Genomic DNA, 17,048 nt, shown 5'->3' with positions numbered 1-17,048 from the left:
TTTTTTCATTCAGGACAGCGCCCCACCGTCGCCCCCGGCAACAGCACCGGTTGCCAGATTTCCTGCAGCCGTTCCGGCGGCGTGCCGGCCAGCAGGGATTGCAGCATTTCCACCATCTTGGCGCCAGCGCGGCGCAGGTCGGGCTGGTCGATGGTGGTGACGTTGATGCCGATCAAGGTATCTTCCACATTCCCCCAGACGATGACGGAGATTTCCTTGCCGATTTCGATGCCCGCATCCATGAGTGCGCGCACCACGCCCACGCCGGACAAGTGATTGTCGACGATGACGGCCGTGGGGCGGGGCGAGCAGGCCAGCAATTGCTGCATGGCCTGGTAACCGCTGCGGCGATCAAAAGTATTGTCGAGCAGATAGGCGGGATCGACCGGCAAGCCCGCTTGCGCCATGCAGCGGATAAAGCTTTCCTTGCGCTCGTACGCGAAGTGCAGATCCAGCGGCGCGCTCAGCAGGGCAATGCGCTGGTGGCCGTGTGCCGCCAGGAAAGACACGGCCAGGTCGATACCCGTATCGTTGTCGTAGTCAAAATACGCATACGGCGCATCGATGCGCGTGCGACCGTTCGCCACAAAAGGAAAGCCGACCTTCGTCAGGTAGGCGATGCGCTCGTCGACCACCTTGGTGCGGCCCACCACCAGGCCATCGACCTGGCGTCCGCGCACCATGGTTTCATACGAGGGCTGTTCGTTCTGCGGCGATACGGGAGCGATGATCAAACTCATCTTCGATGCTTCCACGGCGTCCGACATGCCATTCACCACGGAAAGAAAGACGCTGTCGCCCAGGTCGCTGGGCAGCAGGGGATAGATCATGCCCAGCACATTCGTGCGGCCGACGGCCAGGCTGCGCGCCAGCGGGTTGGGCCGGTAGCCGACTTTCTTGGCGGCGGCCAGGACGATTTCACGGGTGCGGGAATTGACTTCCGGATAGCCGTTCAACGCCCTGCTGACTGTCGTTTTCGACATGCCGAGGGCAATTGCGAGGCTCTTGAGATTCATGTTAACTACCTGTCTGTATGGCAAAAGAAACCAACTCTGACCGTCAATTATAGCCCAGAGCGCCAAACAGGCCGCGCATTAGCGTGCGCAGACATGGTAAAAAAACAACAATACATTGACTATTTAAAAAGCAACGTTTTGAATGCGGCCACTTCTGCCCTCTCCGCAGCGCCACATCGGCGATAGCAGTCAAGACAAGGTAAAAAGCGACAGCGGGTACTCACTTTGACAAGTGCTGCAGCAACTTCAGGATGCCGGCTTGGGCATGCAAGGCGCGCACGTTAGCATTATCAAGAAAACATAATTTACTGGAACTGTGCGAGAATTTGTCCTACTCTTGATGCAGGTAAAGATTACCGCCTGGCATGTTCGAACAATGATGCCTGGCGTAGCACATCGGCCCGGGCTTCCCCCATCCCTGCACGCCTGGACATACTTTCAAAGGTGAACAATGTGGTCACGCTAACGTCCGTCAACAACTTGCAAGCCTCGCTGGCCACGGCGCAACGCCGGGTCGAGCAAGGCCAGAACCAGGTACAGCGCGACAGTGAACAGCTGGCGCAAAGCCGCCAGTTGCTGGCACGGGAACAGGAATCGCTGAGCCAGACGCAACGCAACAGCCAGCAAGCCCAGGCAGATGCCCCCACCGCCATCAAGGCGCCGCAGCTGGACCAGGCCATCAAGCTGGCCGTGCCGCAGCAAGCCATCCCCGCCGCACCGAAAAGCACGCCCCAGCTGAACAGCTATGGCCAGACCCTGGGACGCCTGATCGACGTGACGGCGTAGGGCGAGCCTACTTCGCCATTTCCTCTTCCAGCATCGCCAGCCACCATTTTTCGCCCTTCTTCGGCTGCGCCAGATCGACCGCCTCGCCCATTTGCGGCGTGGCCAGGTTCACTCCCTGCTTGGCCGCCAGCCCCGTGATGCGGTCAAACGGTTCATGCCAGGCATGCAGACCCAGGTCAAACGTGCCGTTATGCACGGGCATCAGCCACTTGCCGCGCAAGTCCAGGTGGGCTTGCAAGGTCTGTTCCGGCTGCATATGCACGTCCGGCCACAGCTTGTCATACGCGCCAGTTTCGATCATGGTCACGTCGAACGGGCCGTACTTGTCGCCGATTTGCTTGAAACCGTCGAAATAGCCGGAATCGCCGCTGAAAAACACACGAACGTCCGGTGCGTCGATGACCCACGATGCCCACAGGGTTTGATTGCCGTCAAACAAGCCGCGTCCCGAAAAATGCTGCGATGGCGTGGCGACAAGTTTCACGCCGGCAATCGTCGCGCCCTGCCACCAGTCGAATTGCTGCACCTTGTCTTTCGGCACGCCCCATTCGACCAAGGTGTCACCCACTCCCAGCGGCGTGACGAAGTGTTCCGTCTTGGCGGCCAGTTGCAGCACGGCAGCATGGTCGAGGTGGTCGTAATGGTCGTGCGACAGGATGACGGCCTTGATCAGCGGCAAGTCGGCGATGCTGATGGGCGGCTGATGGAAACGTTTTGGTCCTGCCCACTGCACCGGCGAGGCGCGCTCGGAAAACACGGGATCGGTGAGGAAAAATTCATTGTTCAGTTTCAGCAACAGGGTCGAATGGCCGAGGCGAAACAGGCTGTTGTCGGGTGCGGCCAGCAGTTGCGCCCGGGTCAAGGCTTGCACGGGCACCGCCGCAGCCGGCACCGTGCTGTCGGGTTTGTCAAAGAAAAATGTCCACATCAGCTTGAGCGTCGCTGCCGTGCCCAGCTTGTGCATCTGCACGGGATTACGGAACTTGCCTTCGTGGCGTTGGGGCGATTCTATCGGTGCGGCAGGCGCGGCGCGCAAGGTGCAAGAACTCATGATGATCAGGACTCCCAGAAAGAAGAGACGACGTGCGACTCGGTGCAAGTGCATATGCGGCCCGGCAAAGAATTAACAAGGATTAAATTACACTACACAGTGTAGTTCCTATTTCTGGCAAAGTAAACCAAGAGGTGTAAAATATTGTTTTCAAAGGAGATTTTCAGCCATGGCCGCACCGCAACGCCTCACCGACCGCAAGCGCGTCGCCATCGTCGATGCCGCCATCGCCGAGTTCCGCGAGCACGGTTTTGATGCGACCAGCATGGACAAGATTGCCGCCACGGCTGCCGTATCCAAGCGCACCGTGTACAACCATTTCCCCAGCAAGGACGAGCTGTTCGCGGAAATCCTGCAGCGCATGTGGGAAAGCAGCATGGCCCAGCCTGCCGTACCCTATGTTGCCGACCAGCCGCTGCGCCCGCAAGTACTGGCCCTGGTCGAGCAGAAAATGGACTTGCTGTGCGATCCGGCTTTCATCGACCTGGCGCGCGTGATCTTTGGCGAAACCATCCACTCTCCCGAGCGGGCGCAAGCGATGGTGACGCGCCTGAATGAAAAGGAAACCGGCTTGAATATCTGGATCCGCGCGGCGCAGCAAGACGGGCGCATCAAGGCGGGCGAGACGCTGGAAGTGGCGCACCTGCTGATGTCGCCTTTAAAAACTTTTGCATTCTGGCCGCAGATCACCCTCGGTGAGGCCCTGCTGAGCCCGGCACGCCGGCGCGAAGTGACGGCACTGGCCGTCGATATCTTCCTGTGCTACTACGGCGTGGCAAAACAGACGGCATAAACGGGCGGCAAGTGGGCAGAGATGGTCTGCCAATGCTCGCCCCCGTCGCCGGAAAACCAGGCGCCCCCCGTCGTCGACGCCATCAATAAACTGCGCCCATCGTCGGCCAGCGCCAGCCCGTGGCGGTAGACCAGGTCATAGCAATGCTGCTGCGGCAATCCCGCGCGCAACACCTCGAAGGTCTTGCCGCCATCGCGCGTGCGCGTGACGGCCAGCGCGCCATCGATGGGAATGCGCAGCACATCCGCCTGCGCCGGCACGAACCAGGCCGTGTCGCCATCGCGCGGATGCACGGCCACGGCAAAGCCGAAATGCGACAGCGGCGCCGTCGTCACTTCCTGCCAGTGCCAGCCGGCATCGTGCGAGCGCCAGATGCCGTTATGGTGCTGGCACCACAGCGCGTCCGGCGTGCCGGCGCTGCGCACGATGCGGTGCGGATCTTGCACGGCTTCGTTTTCATCGAGCTCGGGCGGCATGTAGTCGGCCCGCATGCCCGTCGCGCTCAAGGCCCAGCTGGCGCCGCCGTCCAACGTTTGCCACACGCCGCCGCAGGACACGCCAACCAGCACCTTGTTGCTGTCGCGCGGGTCGACGCAGATGCTGTGGATGCCGGGCACGTCATAGCCACCGCCAAACCACTGCGCCCGCTGCGGCACGTGCCACAGGGATTCCACCAGCTGCCAGCTGTCGCCGCGGTCGCTGGAACGAAACAGGCCGCCAGGCAAGGTGCCCGCCCACAGCACGCCGGGCTGGTCTGCGCCGCCGGCCGCCAGCGACCATATCTGCTGCAAGGTCCAGTCCACGGTATCGGTGCTGTCTTCCGGCTTGGCGGGATAGGCGGGCACGGCGACTTCCTGCCACGCGCTGGCGCCCCCGTCGCGTCGGTGCAGCTTGGCGCCGAAGTGCCCCAGGTTCAGGGCCGCATACAAGGTGCCGTCGCGGCCATCGTGCAGCAGCATGGAAACGGGATCGCCGGCAAACTGCACCAGCGCCAGCTGCCAGGCGCCGGCCGCATCGACATCGAGCTGGAACAGCCCCTTGCGGGTGCCGAGATACGCGCGTTGAGCCATGCCTTGTCCCATGATTAACCTCCGGAAAGTGCCTGCAAGATATACACCTGGCTGTCGGGCAGCAAGGCGTCGTCGAGCACGCGCCGCTCGCGGCAGCGGGCGCCATCGATGAAGATCACCACATTCGGGCGCAGGGCGCCCTGCTCGTCGAGCACGTAACCGCGCAGACGCGGCTGCCGGGCAAACGCGGCATCGAGGGCGGCGCGCAGCCGTGGCGCGGCCACCTCCACCGTAGGAACGTCCAGGTAGCGTGCCAGTTGTTGCGTAAAATGCAAATGCGCCATGCTGCCCTTCGACGTCGTCGGCCTCGACTCATTCTAGTCCCCTTTGCGGCCAATACAATTAAAATAGAGGCAAGCACACAAGGAGGCCAGGCATGACGATTACCCCGGAAGAACTAGCGGTGCTGATGCAGGAAGTGGAAGTGGCCGATCCCATCGATTTTGCCGACCTGCCGTTCGACGAGCAGGAATTGCGCGGGCTGATCGCCAACCACCTGTGCGAGATGGCCGACGCCATGGAAAGTTTCAGCCCGGAAGACCGCAACCTGGCCCTGCTGGCCGTGGCGGCCAAGCTGGTGCTGGAAAACCTGGTCTTGCACGTGCAGCTGTTGCGCCGCCACGGCCTGCCCGTCAGCGACAGCGTGGACGCCCTGCTGCAGCGGCTCAAGGGCGGCAAGCCCACCTGAGTCAGGCGCCGTGCAAGCGGCAGGCGGCTACTGCAGGTTGATGGCCGTCAAGACCATGCTGCCGCCGGGTAGATCCGTGCCCTGGCGGATGTACAGCACGCCATGGCGCGACAACGCCAGGCTGCCCCCCATCCGGTAAATCCAGACAGTCTTGTGGCTGGCCAGGTCGATCGCATAGGTATTGTTGCGCCCGCCAACAAACAGCAGATTGCCGGTGACGATCAGATCACCGCCGAAGTACGCGTCGAGGGCCGTATCCAGGGGCCAGCTCCACAGGACCGCGCCGTCGCCGAGCCTACGCGCTTCGAGCGCCTGGCTGGCCTGGTTGCCCACATACACGACGCCCTGCGCCACCACCGGCTGCGTGCTGAACTGTCCCTGCACCGTCCAGCGCACGGCGCGGCTATGCACGTCAACCAGACTCAGGCTGTTATTCGCCGCCTCGCCGGCCAGCGGCCGCTGATTGAGCAGCAGCACGCTGTCCGCATCGACCAGCACGGGCGCCTGGCGCAGGCTGCTCTTGTTCAACCCACCCAGCACCTGCCCCGGCACCGCCACGCTGAAGCGGGCCTTGCCATCTGCGATATTGAACGCCGTCAATGTCCCTGCCGCATGGCTGTACACCATGTCCCCATTGACGGCGGGCGTCCAGTCATTGACGTTGCCCAGCTTGGGCAAGCCAAGGCTGGCAGACCAGCGTGTCTGCCCCGCCGCCGCATCGATGCCACTGATATCGTTATTGCCACCCACGTAGACATTGCCGCCAAAAAAGGTGGGCGCCGTCGCCAGGGAAACCCCCAGCAGCGTGCCATTCGTATTCGGCGGACGCACGCCGAGCGGCACACCGCCGGCATGCGCATCGAAGACATGCACGGTATCGTAGCCAGCCATGGCCAGCTTGCCGCCCGAAACGGCCGGCGCGCCCAGATAACCATCGGACGTGAGCGACTGCGTCCAGCGCGCCTGGCTGTCGCTCTCGTTGAGCGCCGTCACGGTCGAGGTGGTGACGTATTTGGTGCTGCTGCCTTCCACCGGTGCGGCCGATTGCTGGCTGACATACACGAGGCCATTGGCAGCCACCACGGGACTGCCGACGACCGCGCGCGGGGAACTGGGGCCCAGCCAAGTCCAGCGCCGCGTGAAGCGGCGGCTGTCGAAGGTGGCCGGCACCAGGCCCGTATGCGCGGCATTGCCATTCACGCCTTCCCAGTCGCCCACGCCGGGCAAGGCCTGCAGTGCGCCCATGCTGCCGGCGAACGGCGCGACAGTGACCTGGTAATCCATGCTTTCCGTCTTGTACACCCCCACCGTGAGCGGCAAGGATAACTCGATCTTGCCCGCGTACACCCCGGGAGCCAGGCCAGGCACCGCCTTGAACGTCAGCAGCCAGCTGCCGTCTGCCTGCTTCTGGCGGTCGGCCTGCTGCAGCACGCCGGCCGTGCCGCTGGCCGGTTTTTCATGCGACTGGGGACGCGTATCGGTCACGCCATCGGCCAGGCGCACTGTTACGTGGATGTCATCGCAGATGGCGCCAGGCTGGGCCGTGCAGCGGCTACTGACTGCCGACAAGGTCATGCCCGGTTTTTCCTGCAAGCCAGGCGGTACGCCAACGGCAGCGCCGGAACCGCCGCCACAGGCGGACAAGGTCGTCGTGATAGCCAGCGGCAATGCGGCGGCCCGCCACAACAAAGGGAATAATGTACGCATGCGATATCCATGTTGAGGTTTCATTTCCTCCCCAATGGAGGTGTGCTGGAAACCTGAATCAAATGTTATAACATGGGAAACATTGCTAAAATCTAACAAATACTCACGGCGGTGCTTTACTTGCGCACGGCGCGCGCCTGGATGGTGACATCGCTGTCCGCCACGGCCACGCAGGGCAGGATGTAGCCGTCGAGCCGTTCATCGGGGCTGATGCCGGGCCAGTCCACCGTGTAGCGCACCTGGCCCGCCGGCATGTGGCAGATGCACGTACGGCAAGTACCGTTGCGGCAGGAACTGAGCAGGCGGATACCGGCCAGCTCGGCGGCGACCAGGATGGTGGTGCCTGCCTCGGCCGGGAATTGCCAGCCTTGCGGGACGATGGTGATAATAAAGGGCGCACTCATGCGCCCAGTGTAACAGTCAGCTTGCCAAGGTTGTCCAGCTCGCGCCATCCGCATGGCTGCGCAGCACGGCTTCCGCAAAGGCCAGGCCCGCCACGCCATCGGTGACAGTCGGCAGCCAGCCGGCTTCCCTGGGCACGGGCAAGCCCGCCTGCAAGGCGCGAATGCGCAAGGCCGCATCCAGGTACAGCTGGGCGAACGCTTCCAGATAACCCTCCGGATGGCCGGCCGGCACGCGCGTGGCGTGGCGCGCGGCTGCGCTGTCGACCCGCCCCGGACGCAGCAGCTGGCGGTTGCCGCCCTGCGGCGTAAACCACAGTGCATTCGGCTGTTCCTGGTCAAAGTCCAGCTGTGCCTTGCTGCCGAACAGGCGCAGGCGCACCGTGTTTTCGCAGCCGGTCGCCACCTGGCTGGCCCACAGGGTACCTTTCGCCCCGTTGGCGTAGCGCAGCATGACCTGCACGTGGTCGTCCAGGCTGCGGTTCGGTACAAAGGTCGACAGTTCCGCCAGCACGGCATGCGGCGTCAGTCCGCTGACGAATTGCGCCAGGTGATACGCATGCAGCCCCACGTCGAGCAGGACGCCGCCCGGCCCGGCCTTGTGCGGGTCGTTATGCCAGTTGCCCTCGTTCATGCCGCCAGCAGCAATCGAATCGGCCAGCCAGTCCTGCGAATATTCCACCTGCACGAGGCGCAGCTCGCCGATGTCGCCCGCCTCGACCATGGCCTTCGCATGACGCAGCAGCGGGTAGCCGCTATAGGTGTGCGTGAGCGCAAACAGCAGGTTTTTCCGCTCGGCCAGCGCCGCCAGCGCCTGGCCTTCCGCCAACGATATTCCCAGCGGCTTGTCGCAGATCACGTGGATGCCCGCTTCCATGAACGCCGTGGCGACGGGCGCGTGCAAGTGATTCGGCGTGACGATGGCCACGGCCTCGATGCCGTCCGCGCGCGCGGCCTCCATCTGCGCCATGGCGCGGTAATCGCTGTAGCAGCGTTCGGGCGCCAGGTGTAGCGCGGCACCGCTTGCACGCGCGCGATCCGGGTCGGACGACAAGGCGCCCGCCACCAGCTCGTACTGGTCGTCGATGCGCGCCGCGATGCGGTGCACGGCGCCGATGAACGCGCCCTGCCCGCCCCCTACCATGCCCAGCCGTAAGCGTCGCTGCATGTCGTCTCCTTATTTCAAGCCAAGCAAGTGATGAATTTGATCCTGGTCAACCGCACTGCCCGCGAAATCGTCGAACGCGTGTTCGGCCACGTGGATGATGTGCTCGCGGATGAATCGCGCGCCCTCGGCCGCGCCATCTTCCGGGTGTTTCAGGCAGCATTCCCATTCCAGCACGGCCCAGCCCGGAAAGTCATACTGCGCCATCTTGGAAAAGATCGCCTTGAAGTCGATCTGCCCGTCGCCCAGCGAGCGGAAGCGTCCGGCCCGGTCTTGCCAGTCGCCATAGCCGCCATACACGCCCTGGCGCCCGTTCGGCCGGAATTCCGCGTCCTTGACGTGGAAGGCCTTGATGCGCGCATGATAAATATCGATGAAGGCCAGATAGTCGAGCTGCTGCAGCACGAAGTGGCTGGGGTCGTACAGAATCGATGCGCGCGGGTGATCGTTGACGGCGGCAAGGAAGCGTTCGAAGGTCACGCCGTCGTGCAAGTCCTCGCCCGGATGCAACTCATAACAGAGGTCCACGCCCGCTGCATCGAACGCGTCGAGGATGGGCAGCCAGCGTTTCGCCAGTTCCGCGAACGCCGTCTCCACCAGGCCGGCGGGGCGCTGCGGCCATGGATACAGATAGGGCCAGGCCAGCGCGCCGGAAAACGTCACGTGCGCCTTCAGACCCAGGCGTTGCGAGGCGGTGGCCGCCCACAGCAATTGCTGCGTGGCCCAGGCCGTACGGGCCGCGCTGTCGCCGCGCACATGTTCGGGCGCAAAGCCGTCGAACAGGGCGTCGTAAGCGGGATGCACGGCGATCAGCTGGCCCTGCAAATGCGTCGACAATTCCGTCACCTGCAAGCCGTGGCGCGCCAGCAAGGCTTTCACGTCGTCGCAATACTGCTGGCTGCTGGCCGCCTGTTCCAGGTCAAACAATCGCGGCGCCGTCGGCAGCTGCAAGCCCTTGTAACCGAGGCCGGCCGCCCATTGCGCCAGGTGCTCAAGCGAGTCGAACGGCGGCTCGTCGCCGAGAAACTGGGCCAGGAAAATGGCCGGACCCTGGATGGTTTTCATATCAATGTCCTGTTAACCCCAACCGAAACCCGGGGTCGTATCCTGAGGGTACGACCCCAGTCCTTGTTTTGGGGTGTCGTTAAAAAGGCGAGTTCGGAAAGTAGAACTGCTTGGCGTTCTCGCGCGTGATCAGCACCGACGGGATGATGGTGTTGGCCGGCAATTTATCACCTTTCAGGCGCGCTTCCGTCGTCAGCTTGATGGCGTCGTACATGAACTTGGGCGAGTACGATACGTCGGCCACGATCAGCGGGTCGGAGCCATCCATGATCTTTTTCACCGCACCCTTCGCGCCCGCACCGCCGAACACTTGCTTGATGTCCGTGCGCTTGGCTTGCGCGATGGCTTTTTGTACGCCGATGGCCATGTCGTCATCGGCGGCCCAGACGGCATCGATATGCTTGAAGCGGGTCAGGTAATCCTGCATGACCTTGAAGGCATCGTCGCGGTTCCAGTTGCCGTACTTGGCATCGAGCACCTTGATCTCGGGATGGCCTTTCATGACGGCACTGAATGCATCGTAGCGCTCGTTGTCCAGGGTGGTCGGCATGCCGCGCAGCACGACGATATTGCCCTTGCCATTCAGGCTCTTCGCCAGGTATTCGGCCGGCAGCTTGCCGAAGGCCGTGTTGTCGCCCGCGATGTACGCATCCTGCGACTGCGTGTTCGTCAAGCCACGGTCCACTACCGTCACATACACGCCCTTGTTTTTGACTTGCGCCACGGGCTGCGTCAGCGAGGCCGATTCGATGGGGAAGATCACCAGGGTGTTGATCTTGTTCACCGTCAACATGTCCTGCAACTGGTTCGCCTGCTCGGGCGCCGTGGCGGCCGTCTTGACGATGATTTTCAGGCTAGGATGGGCTTTTTCCAGCTCCGCCTTGGCCTGGTTCGCCCACCACACGATACCCGACGTGAAACTGTGCGTGGCGGTGGGAATGGCCACGCCCACCACCAGTTTCTCGGCCGCCTGCGCCGGTCCCATCGGCAGCGCCCACGCCTGCATCACCAGCACTGCCATCCCTGCTACCCGTATAAAGCTCTTCATGCTGCTCTCCTCCAAGGTTGTGGGCGCCCGTTGGCCGCCCTTTCAGAACGCCGCTCTTGTTTTATTTGCGGCCTCGCTGCAGGAAGGCGACGGAGATGATCACCACGCCTTGCACTGCGGCATTCAGGTAGACACTGATGATGCTGGTCAAATTCAGGATATTGCTGATCACGGACAAGAGGATGGCGCCGATCACGGTGCCGACGATGCGTCCCTCGCCTCCCTTCAGCGCCGTGCCACCCACGACAACGGCGGCAATCGCTTCGAGTTCCCACAGCAAGCCCGTGGTCGGCGTGGCCGAGCCCAGGCGCGGCACGTACAGCACCGTGGCGATGCCCACGCAGACGCCCAGCAGCATATAGGTGGCAATCTTGACTCTATCAACATTGATGGCCGCATAGCGCGCCACTTGCTCGTTGGAACCGATCGCCTGCACGTGGCGGCCAAAGGTCGTGCGGTTGAGGATGATGGCGCCGGCCGCCGCCACGAAGAGGAAAATCCAGATCGGTATCGGCGCGCCCAGCACGCTCGTGTAATACACGGGGCTGTACAGCTCGGACAGGGTGGCGTCCAGGGTCAGGGCGCCGCCATCGGCCAGGTACGTCAATACGGCGCGGAAGATGCCAAGGGTGCCCAATGTCACGATGAACGGCTCGATATTGCCCTTGCTGATGAGCAAGCCATGCATCAGGCCAAAGCCCGCGCCAAGGATCAGCGCCATGGCGATGCCCAGCACCAGCATGGTGATCGGCGCCAGATCCCCCCCGGCCCCTTGCGCCAGTGCATTCATGAAATAGATCATGCAGCCGGCGATCAGGGCCGCCATGGAGCCGACCGATAAATCGATGCCGCCCGAGATAATCACGAAAGTCATGCCGACGGCGATGATGCCGATGAAGGCCGTGCGCGTGAGCACGTTCATCAGGTTGTCCAAGGTGGCGAAATCGCCATTGAGCAAGGTGCCCGCGATGCACAGGGCCAGCAGGCCCAGCACGGGGCCAAAGCCCTTGATGCGCGCGCCGAATCGAGCAATAGGGGATACGGTGGTATCAGTGCGTGCCGGTTGCATGGGCAATCAACTCCTCTTCAGTCAGGTGGTCAGCAGACAGGGTGGCTTGCAAGGTGCCGGCGCGCATCACGGCGACTCTGTGGCACAGGCCAATCAATTCGATCAGTTCGGATGAAATCACGATCACGGCGCGCCCTTCGGCGGCCAGGCGGTGTATCAAAAAGTAAATGTCGCGCTTGGCGCCCACGTCCACGCCGCGGCTCGGTTCATCGAGCACGACGACGCGCGGGTCGGAATGCAGGTATTTCGCCAGCGCCAGCTTTTGCTGGTTGCCCCCCGACAGCATGCGCGCGCGGCTGTCCAGGTCGCCCGTGCGGATATTGAAGTCCAGCACCGCCTTGGCCAGTGCCGCTTTCTCGCCTGCCACATCGAGCCACGGCCGCGCATAGCGCTCCATCGTCATCATGGTGAGGTTTTCGCGCAAGCCCAGGTTCACATGCAGACCTTTTCCCTTGCGGTCTTCGCTCAGGTAAGTCATGCCGTGCTGCATCGCTTGCTTGGGCGTGCGGATATCCACCGGCTGGCCATTGAGCTCAATCGTGCCCGCGCTGCGTGGACGCAAGCCCAGCAAGGCCTCGAACGATTCCGTGCGCCCCGCGCCCACCAGGCCCGCAAAGCCCAGCACTTCGCCGGCGCGCACCTCGAACGACAGGTCTTTCGACCAGCCGGGCACGCAGAGGCCGTCGACCTTCAGGAGCACAGGAGCTTCTTTCGCCAGCGCCACCTTGGCCGGGAACATGTCGGACAATTCGCGTCCCACCATCAGGTTCGCCATCTGCTGGCGCGTCAGGCTGGCCGTCGGCTCGCGCGTGACGAAACGCCCGTCGCGCATGACGATGACCTCGTCCGTGTTGCGCTCCACTTCGTCGAGCTTGTGGGATATATACAAAATGGTCACACCGTCCGCTTTCAGCTGAGCCATGACGGTAAACAATCGTTGGGTTTCCGACGACGTCAGGGTGGCCGTCGGTTCGTCCATGATCAGGAGGCGGGCGCGGCGCGACAGGGCCTTGGCGATTTCCACCAGTTGCTTCTCGGCCACGATCAGGTCGCGAATTTTCGTGTCGGGCGAGACGTCCAGGCCCACCTGTTTCAGATAGCGCGACGCTTCTTCCTGCATGGCGGCCTCGTCGAGCAGCCAGCCGCGCGTCTTTTCGTGGCCGAGGAACATATTTTGCGCCACCGTCAGGTGCTCGGCCAGGTTGAATTCCTGGTGGATCAGCACGATGCCGGCGCTCTCCGCCGCGCGCGAGTTGCTAAAGCGCCGGGGCTGGCCATCGATCAGCAACTGCCCTTCGCTCACGGCCTCATAGCCGGCGAGGATTTTCATCAGGGTCGACTTGCCGGCGCCATTTTCGCCCAGCAAGCCATACACGCGTCCTGGCGACAGGTTGAAACTGACGCCATGCAAGACGCGCACGGGGCCGAAATCCTTGCAGACCCCCTCGAAACCGACGGCAACGCTCACTATGCACTCCCTCGCAGAATTAATTGGTGTTGCAGCAGCACGCCCGGCACACTGGCCGCCGGGTCCGCCAGACGCTGCAGCAATAATCGCGCCGCCGTCTCGCCCAGTTCGCGCATCGGCTGGGCGATGGTGCTCAAGCCCGGATCGATCTGCGCGGCGATGGCGATATCATCGAAGCCGATGACGGCCACGTCTTCGGGCACCCTTTTTTTCAGCTGGCGCAGCGCACTCAGCACGCCGATGGCCAGGGTGTCGGACACGGCAAAGATGGCCGTGGGCGCATCCGGTCCCGCCATCATCCGCAAGGTGGCGGCCGTGCCCGCTTCGTAATCGAGGCTTTGCACCGTGTGCACCCACTGCGGCTGTACGGGCAGGCCGGCCGCCGCCAGGGCGTCCAGGTAGCCTTGCTGGCGTTGCCGCGCGTACAGATAGCGCTCGTCTGAGTTGATCAGGCCGATGCGCGTATGGCCGCGCGACAGCAAATGCGCGACGGCGTCGGAGGCGGCGCGGTGGTTGTCGATGCCGACATAGGGTACGGCCACGGCGGGATCGAATTCGCAGCACGCCACCCACGGCAGGCTGACGGATTCATGCGACAGGGCATGCTGCACCGTGTCCGGGTCGAGGCAGATGGCGCCATCGGCGCGGTGCATGCGCAGCAAGTCGAAGTACGAGCGCTCGCGGCCCGCGTCGGCGCCCGTGTCGCACAGCAAGACGAAATAGCCGTGTTCGCGCGCCACCGTATCGATGCCGCGCACGATCTGCGCATAGAAGGGGTTGCCCACGTCGGGCACCATGGTGAGCAGCATGCGGCTCTCGGCCGTGCGCAGGCTGCGCGCCAGATGATTCATGCGGTAGCCGAGCGCGGCCACGGACGCCAGCACCTTGTCACGCGTGGGCGCCCGCACCCCGGCCTGCTCGTTCATCACGCGCGAGACGGTGGCCACCGACACGCCCGCATGCGCGGCGACGGCGCTGATGGAGACGGTTTCTGTCGGCAATGGAGAGGGAACGGCTGCTGGCATGGCGCTTTTCAATAAAATGTAATCGATTACATTTATAAGCCAGTCGCGCGCCCGATGCAAACAATATCGATGCTGCAATGCGCAAAAAAGAGGCAGAAAGGCGGCACAAGAGTGGGCCTGCGCGGGCAGCCGCAAGCGGCTATTTCTGTGGCGGCGAGGTATTCTGCTGCACGGCAAAACGCCGTGCCGCAGATCAGGGAGAACTTATTTCATCATCGCGCAAAACGTCTCGGGATTGCCGTCAAGAATGACGCCGCTGGGCCAGCGGTGGCTGCGCTGCTGCGCGCGCAGCAAGGACGCGGCCAGGGCCGAGTCGCCATCGACGGCGTAGACGAAGACGGGCATGTTCAGGCTGGCGGCGTCGCCCAGCAGATTCGGATTGGCGTCCAGGCTGCGCGCATCCACGTGCACGCCCGTGGGCATGCCGATCTGCTGCTGCACGCGCTGCAGCCACGGCTTGTCCAGCTTGGGCGGGCGGGCATTTTTCGCGATATAGCGGCTGACCCGGTTGGCGCCGGCCGCCTGGGCATTGCGCGCGTCAAACACGAGCAAGCCCAGATAACCCTGCGGGTCGGCGCGGCGCGCGCACGCCAGGTTATTCGGCACGCCCGACGTCAGGAACCAGTTGCCGTGCTTGATGTTCGTGCGCAACTGCGCCACCAGGGTGGCGATCGGCGCGCACGACGAGACGACATCCTTGATTTCCGCATTCAGGGTTTTCGCAGGGAAAGCCGTGGCCAGGTCGGCGACGTCGCTGACGAACGGCGGCGTTTCCGGCGTGGCCACGCCACGGTTCTTCATGCTGGCGGCGCGCCAGTCGTCGGCCGTCAGCTGCTTGACGGTGCGCGGCGATCCCGTGTCGACCACCCGGCCAGTCAACAGATCGTGGTGCACCACCCAGCTGCCGTCGCCCAGCAGCTGCAAATCCGTCTCGACGCCATCCCAGGTGCCGAAATACGTGTTGCGCAGCGCGCTCAGCGAGTTTTCCGGCGCATTGCCGGCGCCGCGGTGGGCGTGCACCTTCATGCCCAGGCAGTCGGCCTGTACCAACGTGCAGAACGTGCTGAGCAGCAATGCCAGCGCAGCCGCCTTATTTTTGTTGCGCGTGATAGCCATAATGAATTCCCTGCAAAACGTGGATGCGGATCGCTTCGTTGACGGGGTAGCTGTAGCCCTGCCCCACCGCCACGACGTGCGTGATATTGGCCAGCAAGCCCTTGCCGGCGATTTGCCAGCGCGTGCTGTCGGGCTCGGGCTGGCGCGCCCAGTCCAGCATTTGCCCGAACAGCTCGCTGCGCGTGACGTTGTTGTCGAGAATGGACAGCATGCCCCAGCTGCCCGCAAAGGCGGTCGCCAGCACGCCCGTGGCGATCCAGGCGGAACGGCGGCTCAGCTGTCCATCGGCACCCGCCTGCTCGCCACGGCGCATGGCCAGCAGCAATAATACGACGGTGGCGACCAGGTACAGCAATTTGGAAAAGTGGCCGATGGCGCCCAGCAGCGAGAAGAACAGGGCCACGGGCGGCACGATGGCGGCGCGCGCCGCTTCCTTGCCTTCATGGAAGAACCTGCCACCCGCTTCAAAGTCGGTGCGGCTGGCGCGGTATTCCACCAGTTTTTCCGCCGTCTGGCGATCGAGGAACTGCTCGAACAGGCGCCCGAACTCGGCAGGACTGGCATACGCTGGCTGCACCGTGGCGCCTGCAGGCAGTTTCAACGCTTCGCGCAATTCCGCCTGCACGCCAGGGCGCGCGACAAAGGCGGCAAACGGCAAGCCCGGCGGGATGCGTTCGCCGCGCACGGTGACGCCCTTGCTGGCCGCCTCGGCTGTGTAGCGGCGCTTGACGGCGGCGCGGAAGCCCCGCTCATCGTCGGTACGCCAGTTGGCGGGCACGGGGACTTTCTTGCGCACATTATTGACGACGGCGGCCTGGCGCCGCATCGGCACGGAATGCGGCTGCCAGCCACGCCGCGACAGGCTGCTCACGTATTCCTGCCACGAGGATTGCTGCTTGGCACGCAAACCGGCATCGCTGTCGGGAATGATGCCCGCATACAGCTCCCACTTGCCGGCCAGCTCGCGCATGGCTTCCTGATATTTGTCATAGTAACCGGACGGGCCGCCTGCCACCTGACGCACGTTGGCGCGCACCAGCTGCTCCTTGGCCGGCCCCATGCGCTCGTCAAGATGCCGCACCGACACGGCCAGGAAGGGGAACAGGGCCAGGAAGGACTTGCCTTCCGGCTTGGCGAACAGGGTCGGATCGTCGACCAGGCCTTGCAGTTGCAGGCTGCCGCCTACCAGCGAGCGCTGCAGCAAGGTGGTGTTGAAGGCCATGCGGCGAAATTCCGCGTCGCGCGTATTGACCAGCACATTCACCGTGGTCTTCAGCACGCCGAAGACGACGCCGGCCGTGACCAGGCAGCAAACGATGATTTTTACCCAGCCAGGGCCGCTGCCATTGTTCTTCAGCCGGCGGCGCCACATCAGCTGCAGCACCACCAGCGCGGCGGCGATGCCGGACAGGCTGCGGCCATAGAATTCCACCCCTTCCACGTCTTCCGGCTTGACGTTGCCGCCCACCACGTCGAGCAGGCGGGCATTGAAGCCCAGCTCGAAGCACAGGTAAATGATCGTCAGGACGATCAGAATCAGGGTCTGCCGGATTTGCAGACTGCGCAAACTCGCGGCCATC

The 17,048-nt window shown here is 63.5% G+C and carries 17 protein-coding genes; 3 read left to right on the top strand and 14 right to left on the bottom strand.

What is annotated here, in order from left to right; translation table 11 throughout:
• Nucleotides 1–5: 5 nt before the first annotated feature.
• Complete coding sequence (locus O3297_RS25575) at nt 6–1,016, bottom strand: substrate-binding domain-containing protein (RefSeq protein WP_034783651.1); 1,011 nt, start codon at nt 1,014–1,016, stop codon at nt 6–8.
• A gap of 453 nt (nt 1,017–1,469) precedes the next feature.
• Between O3297_RS25575 and O3297_RS25570 the strand changes: the two genes are divergently transcribed.
• Entirely contained in the window at nt 1,470–1,802 is a 333-nt protein-coding gene (locus tag O3297_RS25570) for a hypothetical protein (protein ID WP_305050746.1), read from the top strand.
• A 7-nt stretch (nt 1,803–1,809) separates the two neighbouring features.
• On the opposite strand, the gene O3297_RS25565 is transcribed toward O3297_RS25570, so the two are convergent.
• Complete coding sequence (locus tag O3297_RS25565) at nt 1,810–2,853, bottom strand: MBL fold metallo-hydrolase (RefSeq protein WP_305050745.1); 1,044 nt, start codon at nt 2,851–2,853, stop codon at nt 1,810–1,812.
• Between the two features lie 169 nt (nt 2,854–3,022).
• On the opposite strand from O3297_RS25565, the gene O3297_RS25560 reads away from it, so the two are divergent.
• Complete coding sequence (locus tag O3297_RS25560) at nt 3,023–3,646, top strand: TetR/AcrR family transcriptional regulator (protein ID WP_305050743.1); 624 nt, start codon at nt 3,023–3,025, stop codon at nt 3,644–3,646.
• On the opposite strand, the gene O3297_RS25555 is transcribed toward O3297_RS25560, so the two are convergent.
• Together O3297_RS25555 and O3297_RS25550 are read right to left on the bottom strand one after the other, a co-directional pair.
• A complete protein-coding gene (locus O3297_RS25555) occupies nt 3,619–4,716 on the bottom strand; it encodes an exo-alpha-sialidase (protein ID WP_305050741.1) in 1,098 nt (365 codons plus the stop codon). The two genes, O3297_RS25560 and O3297_RS25555, sit on opposite strands and share 28 nt — an antisense overlap.
• Before the next feature lie 14 nt (nt 4,717–4,730).
• Nucleotides 4,731–5,000 carry a MoaD/ThiS family protein gene (locus tag O3297_RS25550; protein WP_034783656.1) on the bottom strand — a complete coding sequence of 90 codons (270 nt, stop codon included), beginning with the start codon at nt 4,998–5,000 and terminating at the stop codon, nt 4,731–4,733.
• Between the two features lie 92 nt (nt 5,001–5,092).
• Here O3297_RS25550 and O3297_RS25545 point away from each other — a divergent pair, with 92 nt between their 5' ends.
• Complete coding sequence (locus O3297_RS25545) at nt 5,093–5,404, top strand: hypothetical protein (RefSeq protein ID WP_034783657.1); 312 nt, start codon at nt 5,093–5,095, stop codon at nt 5,402–5,404.
• A gap of 27 nt (nt 5,405–5,431) precedes the next feature.
• On the opposite strand, the gene O3297_RS25540 is transcribed toward O3297_RS25545, so the two are convergent.
• The 10 genes from O3297_RS25540 to O3297_RS25495 form a co-directional block, all read right to left on the bottom strand.
• The gene (locus O3297_RS25540; RefSeq protein ID WP_305050739.1) at nt 5,432–7,111 is read right to left on the bottom strand and encodes a PQQ-binding-like beta-propeller repeat protein; all 1,680 of its coding nucleotides are present in this window, start codon (nt 7,109–7,111) and stop codon (nt 5,432–5,434) included.
• 116 nt (nt 7,112–7,227) lie between these two features.
• The gene (locus tag O3297_RS25535) at nt 7,228–7,515 is read right to left on the bottom strand and encodes a 2Fe-2S iron-sulfur cluster-binding protein (RefSeq protein WP_305050738.1); all 288 of its coding nucleotides are present in this window, start codon (nt 7,513–7,515) and stop codon (nt 7,228–7,230) included.
• Nucleotides 7,516–7,531: 16 nt separating this feature from the next.
• Nucleotides 7,532–8,680 carry a Gfo/Idh/MocA family protein gene (locus O3297_RS25530; protein ID WP_305050737.1) on the bottom strand — a complete coding sequence of 383 codons (1,149 nt, stop codon included), beginning with the start codon at nt 8,678–8,680 and terminating at the stop codon, nt 7,532–7,534.
• Between the two features lie 9 nt (nt 8,681–8,689).
• Nucleotides 8,690–9,742 (bottom strand): sugar phosphate isomerase/epimerase, encoded by a 1,053-nt coding sequence (locus O3297_RS25525; RefSeq protein WP_305050736.1) that lies wholly within the window; start codon nt 9,740–9,742, stop codon nt 8,690–8,692.
• A 79-nt stretch (nt 9,743–9,821) separates the two neighbouring features.
• The gene (locus O3297_RS25520; RefSeq protein WP_370385449.1) at nt 9,822–10,748 is read right to left on the bottom strand and encodes a substrate-binding domain-containing protein; all 927 of its coding nucleotides are present in this window, start codon (nt 10,746–10,748) and stop codon (nt 9,822–9,824) included.
• A 103-nt stretch (nt 10,749–10,851) separates the two neighbouring features.
• A complete protein-coding gene (locus O3297_RS25515; protein WP_305050734.1) occupies nt 10,852–11,859 on the bottom strand; it encodes an ABC transporter permease in 1,008 nt (335 codons plus the stop codon).
• On the bottom strand, nt 11,840–13,327 hold the full coding sequence (locus O3297_RS25510; protein WP_305050732.1) for a sugar ABC transporter ATP-binding protein: 1,488 nt from the start codon (nt 13,325–13,327) through the stop codon (nt 11,840–11,842). Before O3297_RS25510 ends, O3297_RS25515 begins: the two co-directional genes overlap by 20 nt.
• A complete protein-coding gene (locus O3297_RS25505) occupies nt 13,327–14,352 on the bottom strand; it encodes a LacI family DNA-binding transcriptional regulator (protein ID WP_305050730.1) in 1,026 nt (341 codons plus the stop codon). The genes O3297_RS25510 and O3297_RS25505 overlap by 1 nt, the downstream gene beginning before the upstream one ends.
• Nucleotides 14,353–14,556: 204 nt before the next feature.
• A complete protein-coding gene (locus O3297_RS25500) occupies nt 14,557–15,468 on the bottom strand; it encodes a glycerophosphodiester phosphodiesterase family protein (protein WP_099389780.1) in 912 nt (303 codons plus the stop codon).
• Entirely contained in the window at nt 15,443–17,047 is a 1,605-nt protein-coding gene (locus O3297_RS25495) for a hypothetical protein (protein ID WP_257219324.1), read from the bottom strand. The genes O3297_RS25500 and O3297_RS25495 overlap by 26 nt, the downstream gene beginning before the upstream one ends.
• Nucleotide 17,048 lies beyond the last annotated feature (1 nt).

Origin of the sequence: Janthinobacterium sp. SUN128 (assembly GCF_030587275.1) — a bacterium.
Taxonomy (GTDB): Bacteria; Pseudomonadota; Gammaproteobacteria; order Burkholderiales; family Burkholderiaceae_D; genus Janthinobacterium; species Janthinobacterium lividum.
This window is presented reverse-complemented; position numbering and strand designations above follow the sequence as displayed.

Bases quoted from the DNA above. Each gene is read 5' to 3' on its own strand.
- O3297_RS25575 (WP_034783651.1), bottom strand. From the start codon at position 1,016: ATGAATCTCAAGAGCCTCGCAATTGCCCTCGGCATGTCGAAAACGACA.
- O3297_RS25565 (WP_305050745.1), bottom strand. From the start codon at position 2,853: ATGAGTTCTTGCACCTTGCGCGCCGCGCCTGCCGCACCGATAGAATCG.
- O3297_RS25560 (WP_305050743.1), top strand. From the start codon at position 3,023: ATGGCCGCACCGCAACGCCTCACCGACCGCAAGCGCGTCGCCATCGTC.
- O3297_RS25555 (WP_305050741.1), bottom strand. From the start codon at position 4,716: ATGGCTCAACGCGCGTATCTCGGCACCCGCAAGGGGCTGTTCCAGCTC.
- O3297_RS25550 (WP_034783656.1), bottom strand. From the start codon at position 5,000: ATGGCGCATTTGCATTTTACGCAACAACTGGCACGCTACCTGGACGTT.
- O3297_RS25545 (WP_034783657.1), top strand. From the start codon at position 5,093: ATGACGATTACCCCGGAAGAACTAGCGGTGCTGATGCAGGAAGTGGAA.
- O3297_RS25540 (WP_305050739.1), bottom strand. From the start codon at position 7,111: ATGCGTACATTATTCCCTTTGTTGTGGCGGGCCGCCGCATTGCCGCTG.
- O3297_RS25535 (WP_305050738.1), bottom strand. From the start codon at position 7,515: ATGAGTGCGCCCTTTATTATCACCATCGTCCCGCAAGGCTGGCAATTC.
- O3297_RS25530 (WP_305050737.1), bottom strand. From the start codon at position 8,680: ATGCAGCGACGCTTACGGCTGGGCATGGTAGGGGGCGGGCAGGGCGCG.
- O3297_RS25525 (WP_305050736.1), bottom strand. From the start codon at position 9,742: ATGAAAACCATCCAGGGTCCGGCCATTTTCCTGGCCCAGTTTCTCGGC.
- O3297_RS25520 (WP_370385449.1), bottom strand. From the start codon at position 10,748: ATGCAGGCGTGGGCGCTGCCGATGGGACCGGCGCAGGCGGCCGAGAAA.
- O3297_RS25515 (WP_305050734.1), bottom strand. From the start codon at position 11,859: ATGCAACCGGCACGCACTGATACCACCGTATCCCCTATTGCTCGATTC.
- O3297_RS25505 (WP_305050730.1), bottom strand. From the start codon at position 14,352: ATGCCAGCAGCCGTTCCCTCTCCATTGCCGACAGAAACCGTCTCCATC.
- O3297_RS25500 (WP_099389780.1), bottom strand. From the start codon at position 15,468: ATGGCTATCACGCGCAACAAAAATAAGGCGGCTGCGCTGGCATTGCTG.
- O3297_RS25495 (WP_257219324.1), bottom strand. From the start codon at position 17,047: ATGGCCGCGAGTTTGCGCAGTCTGCAAATCCGGCAGACCCTGATTCTG.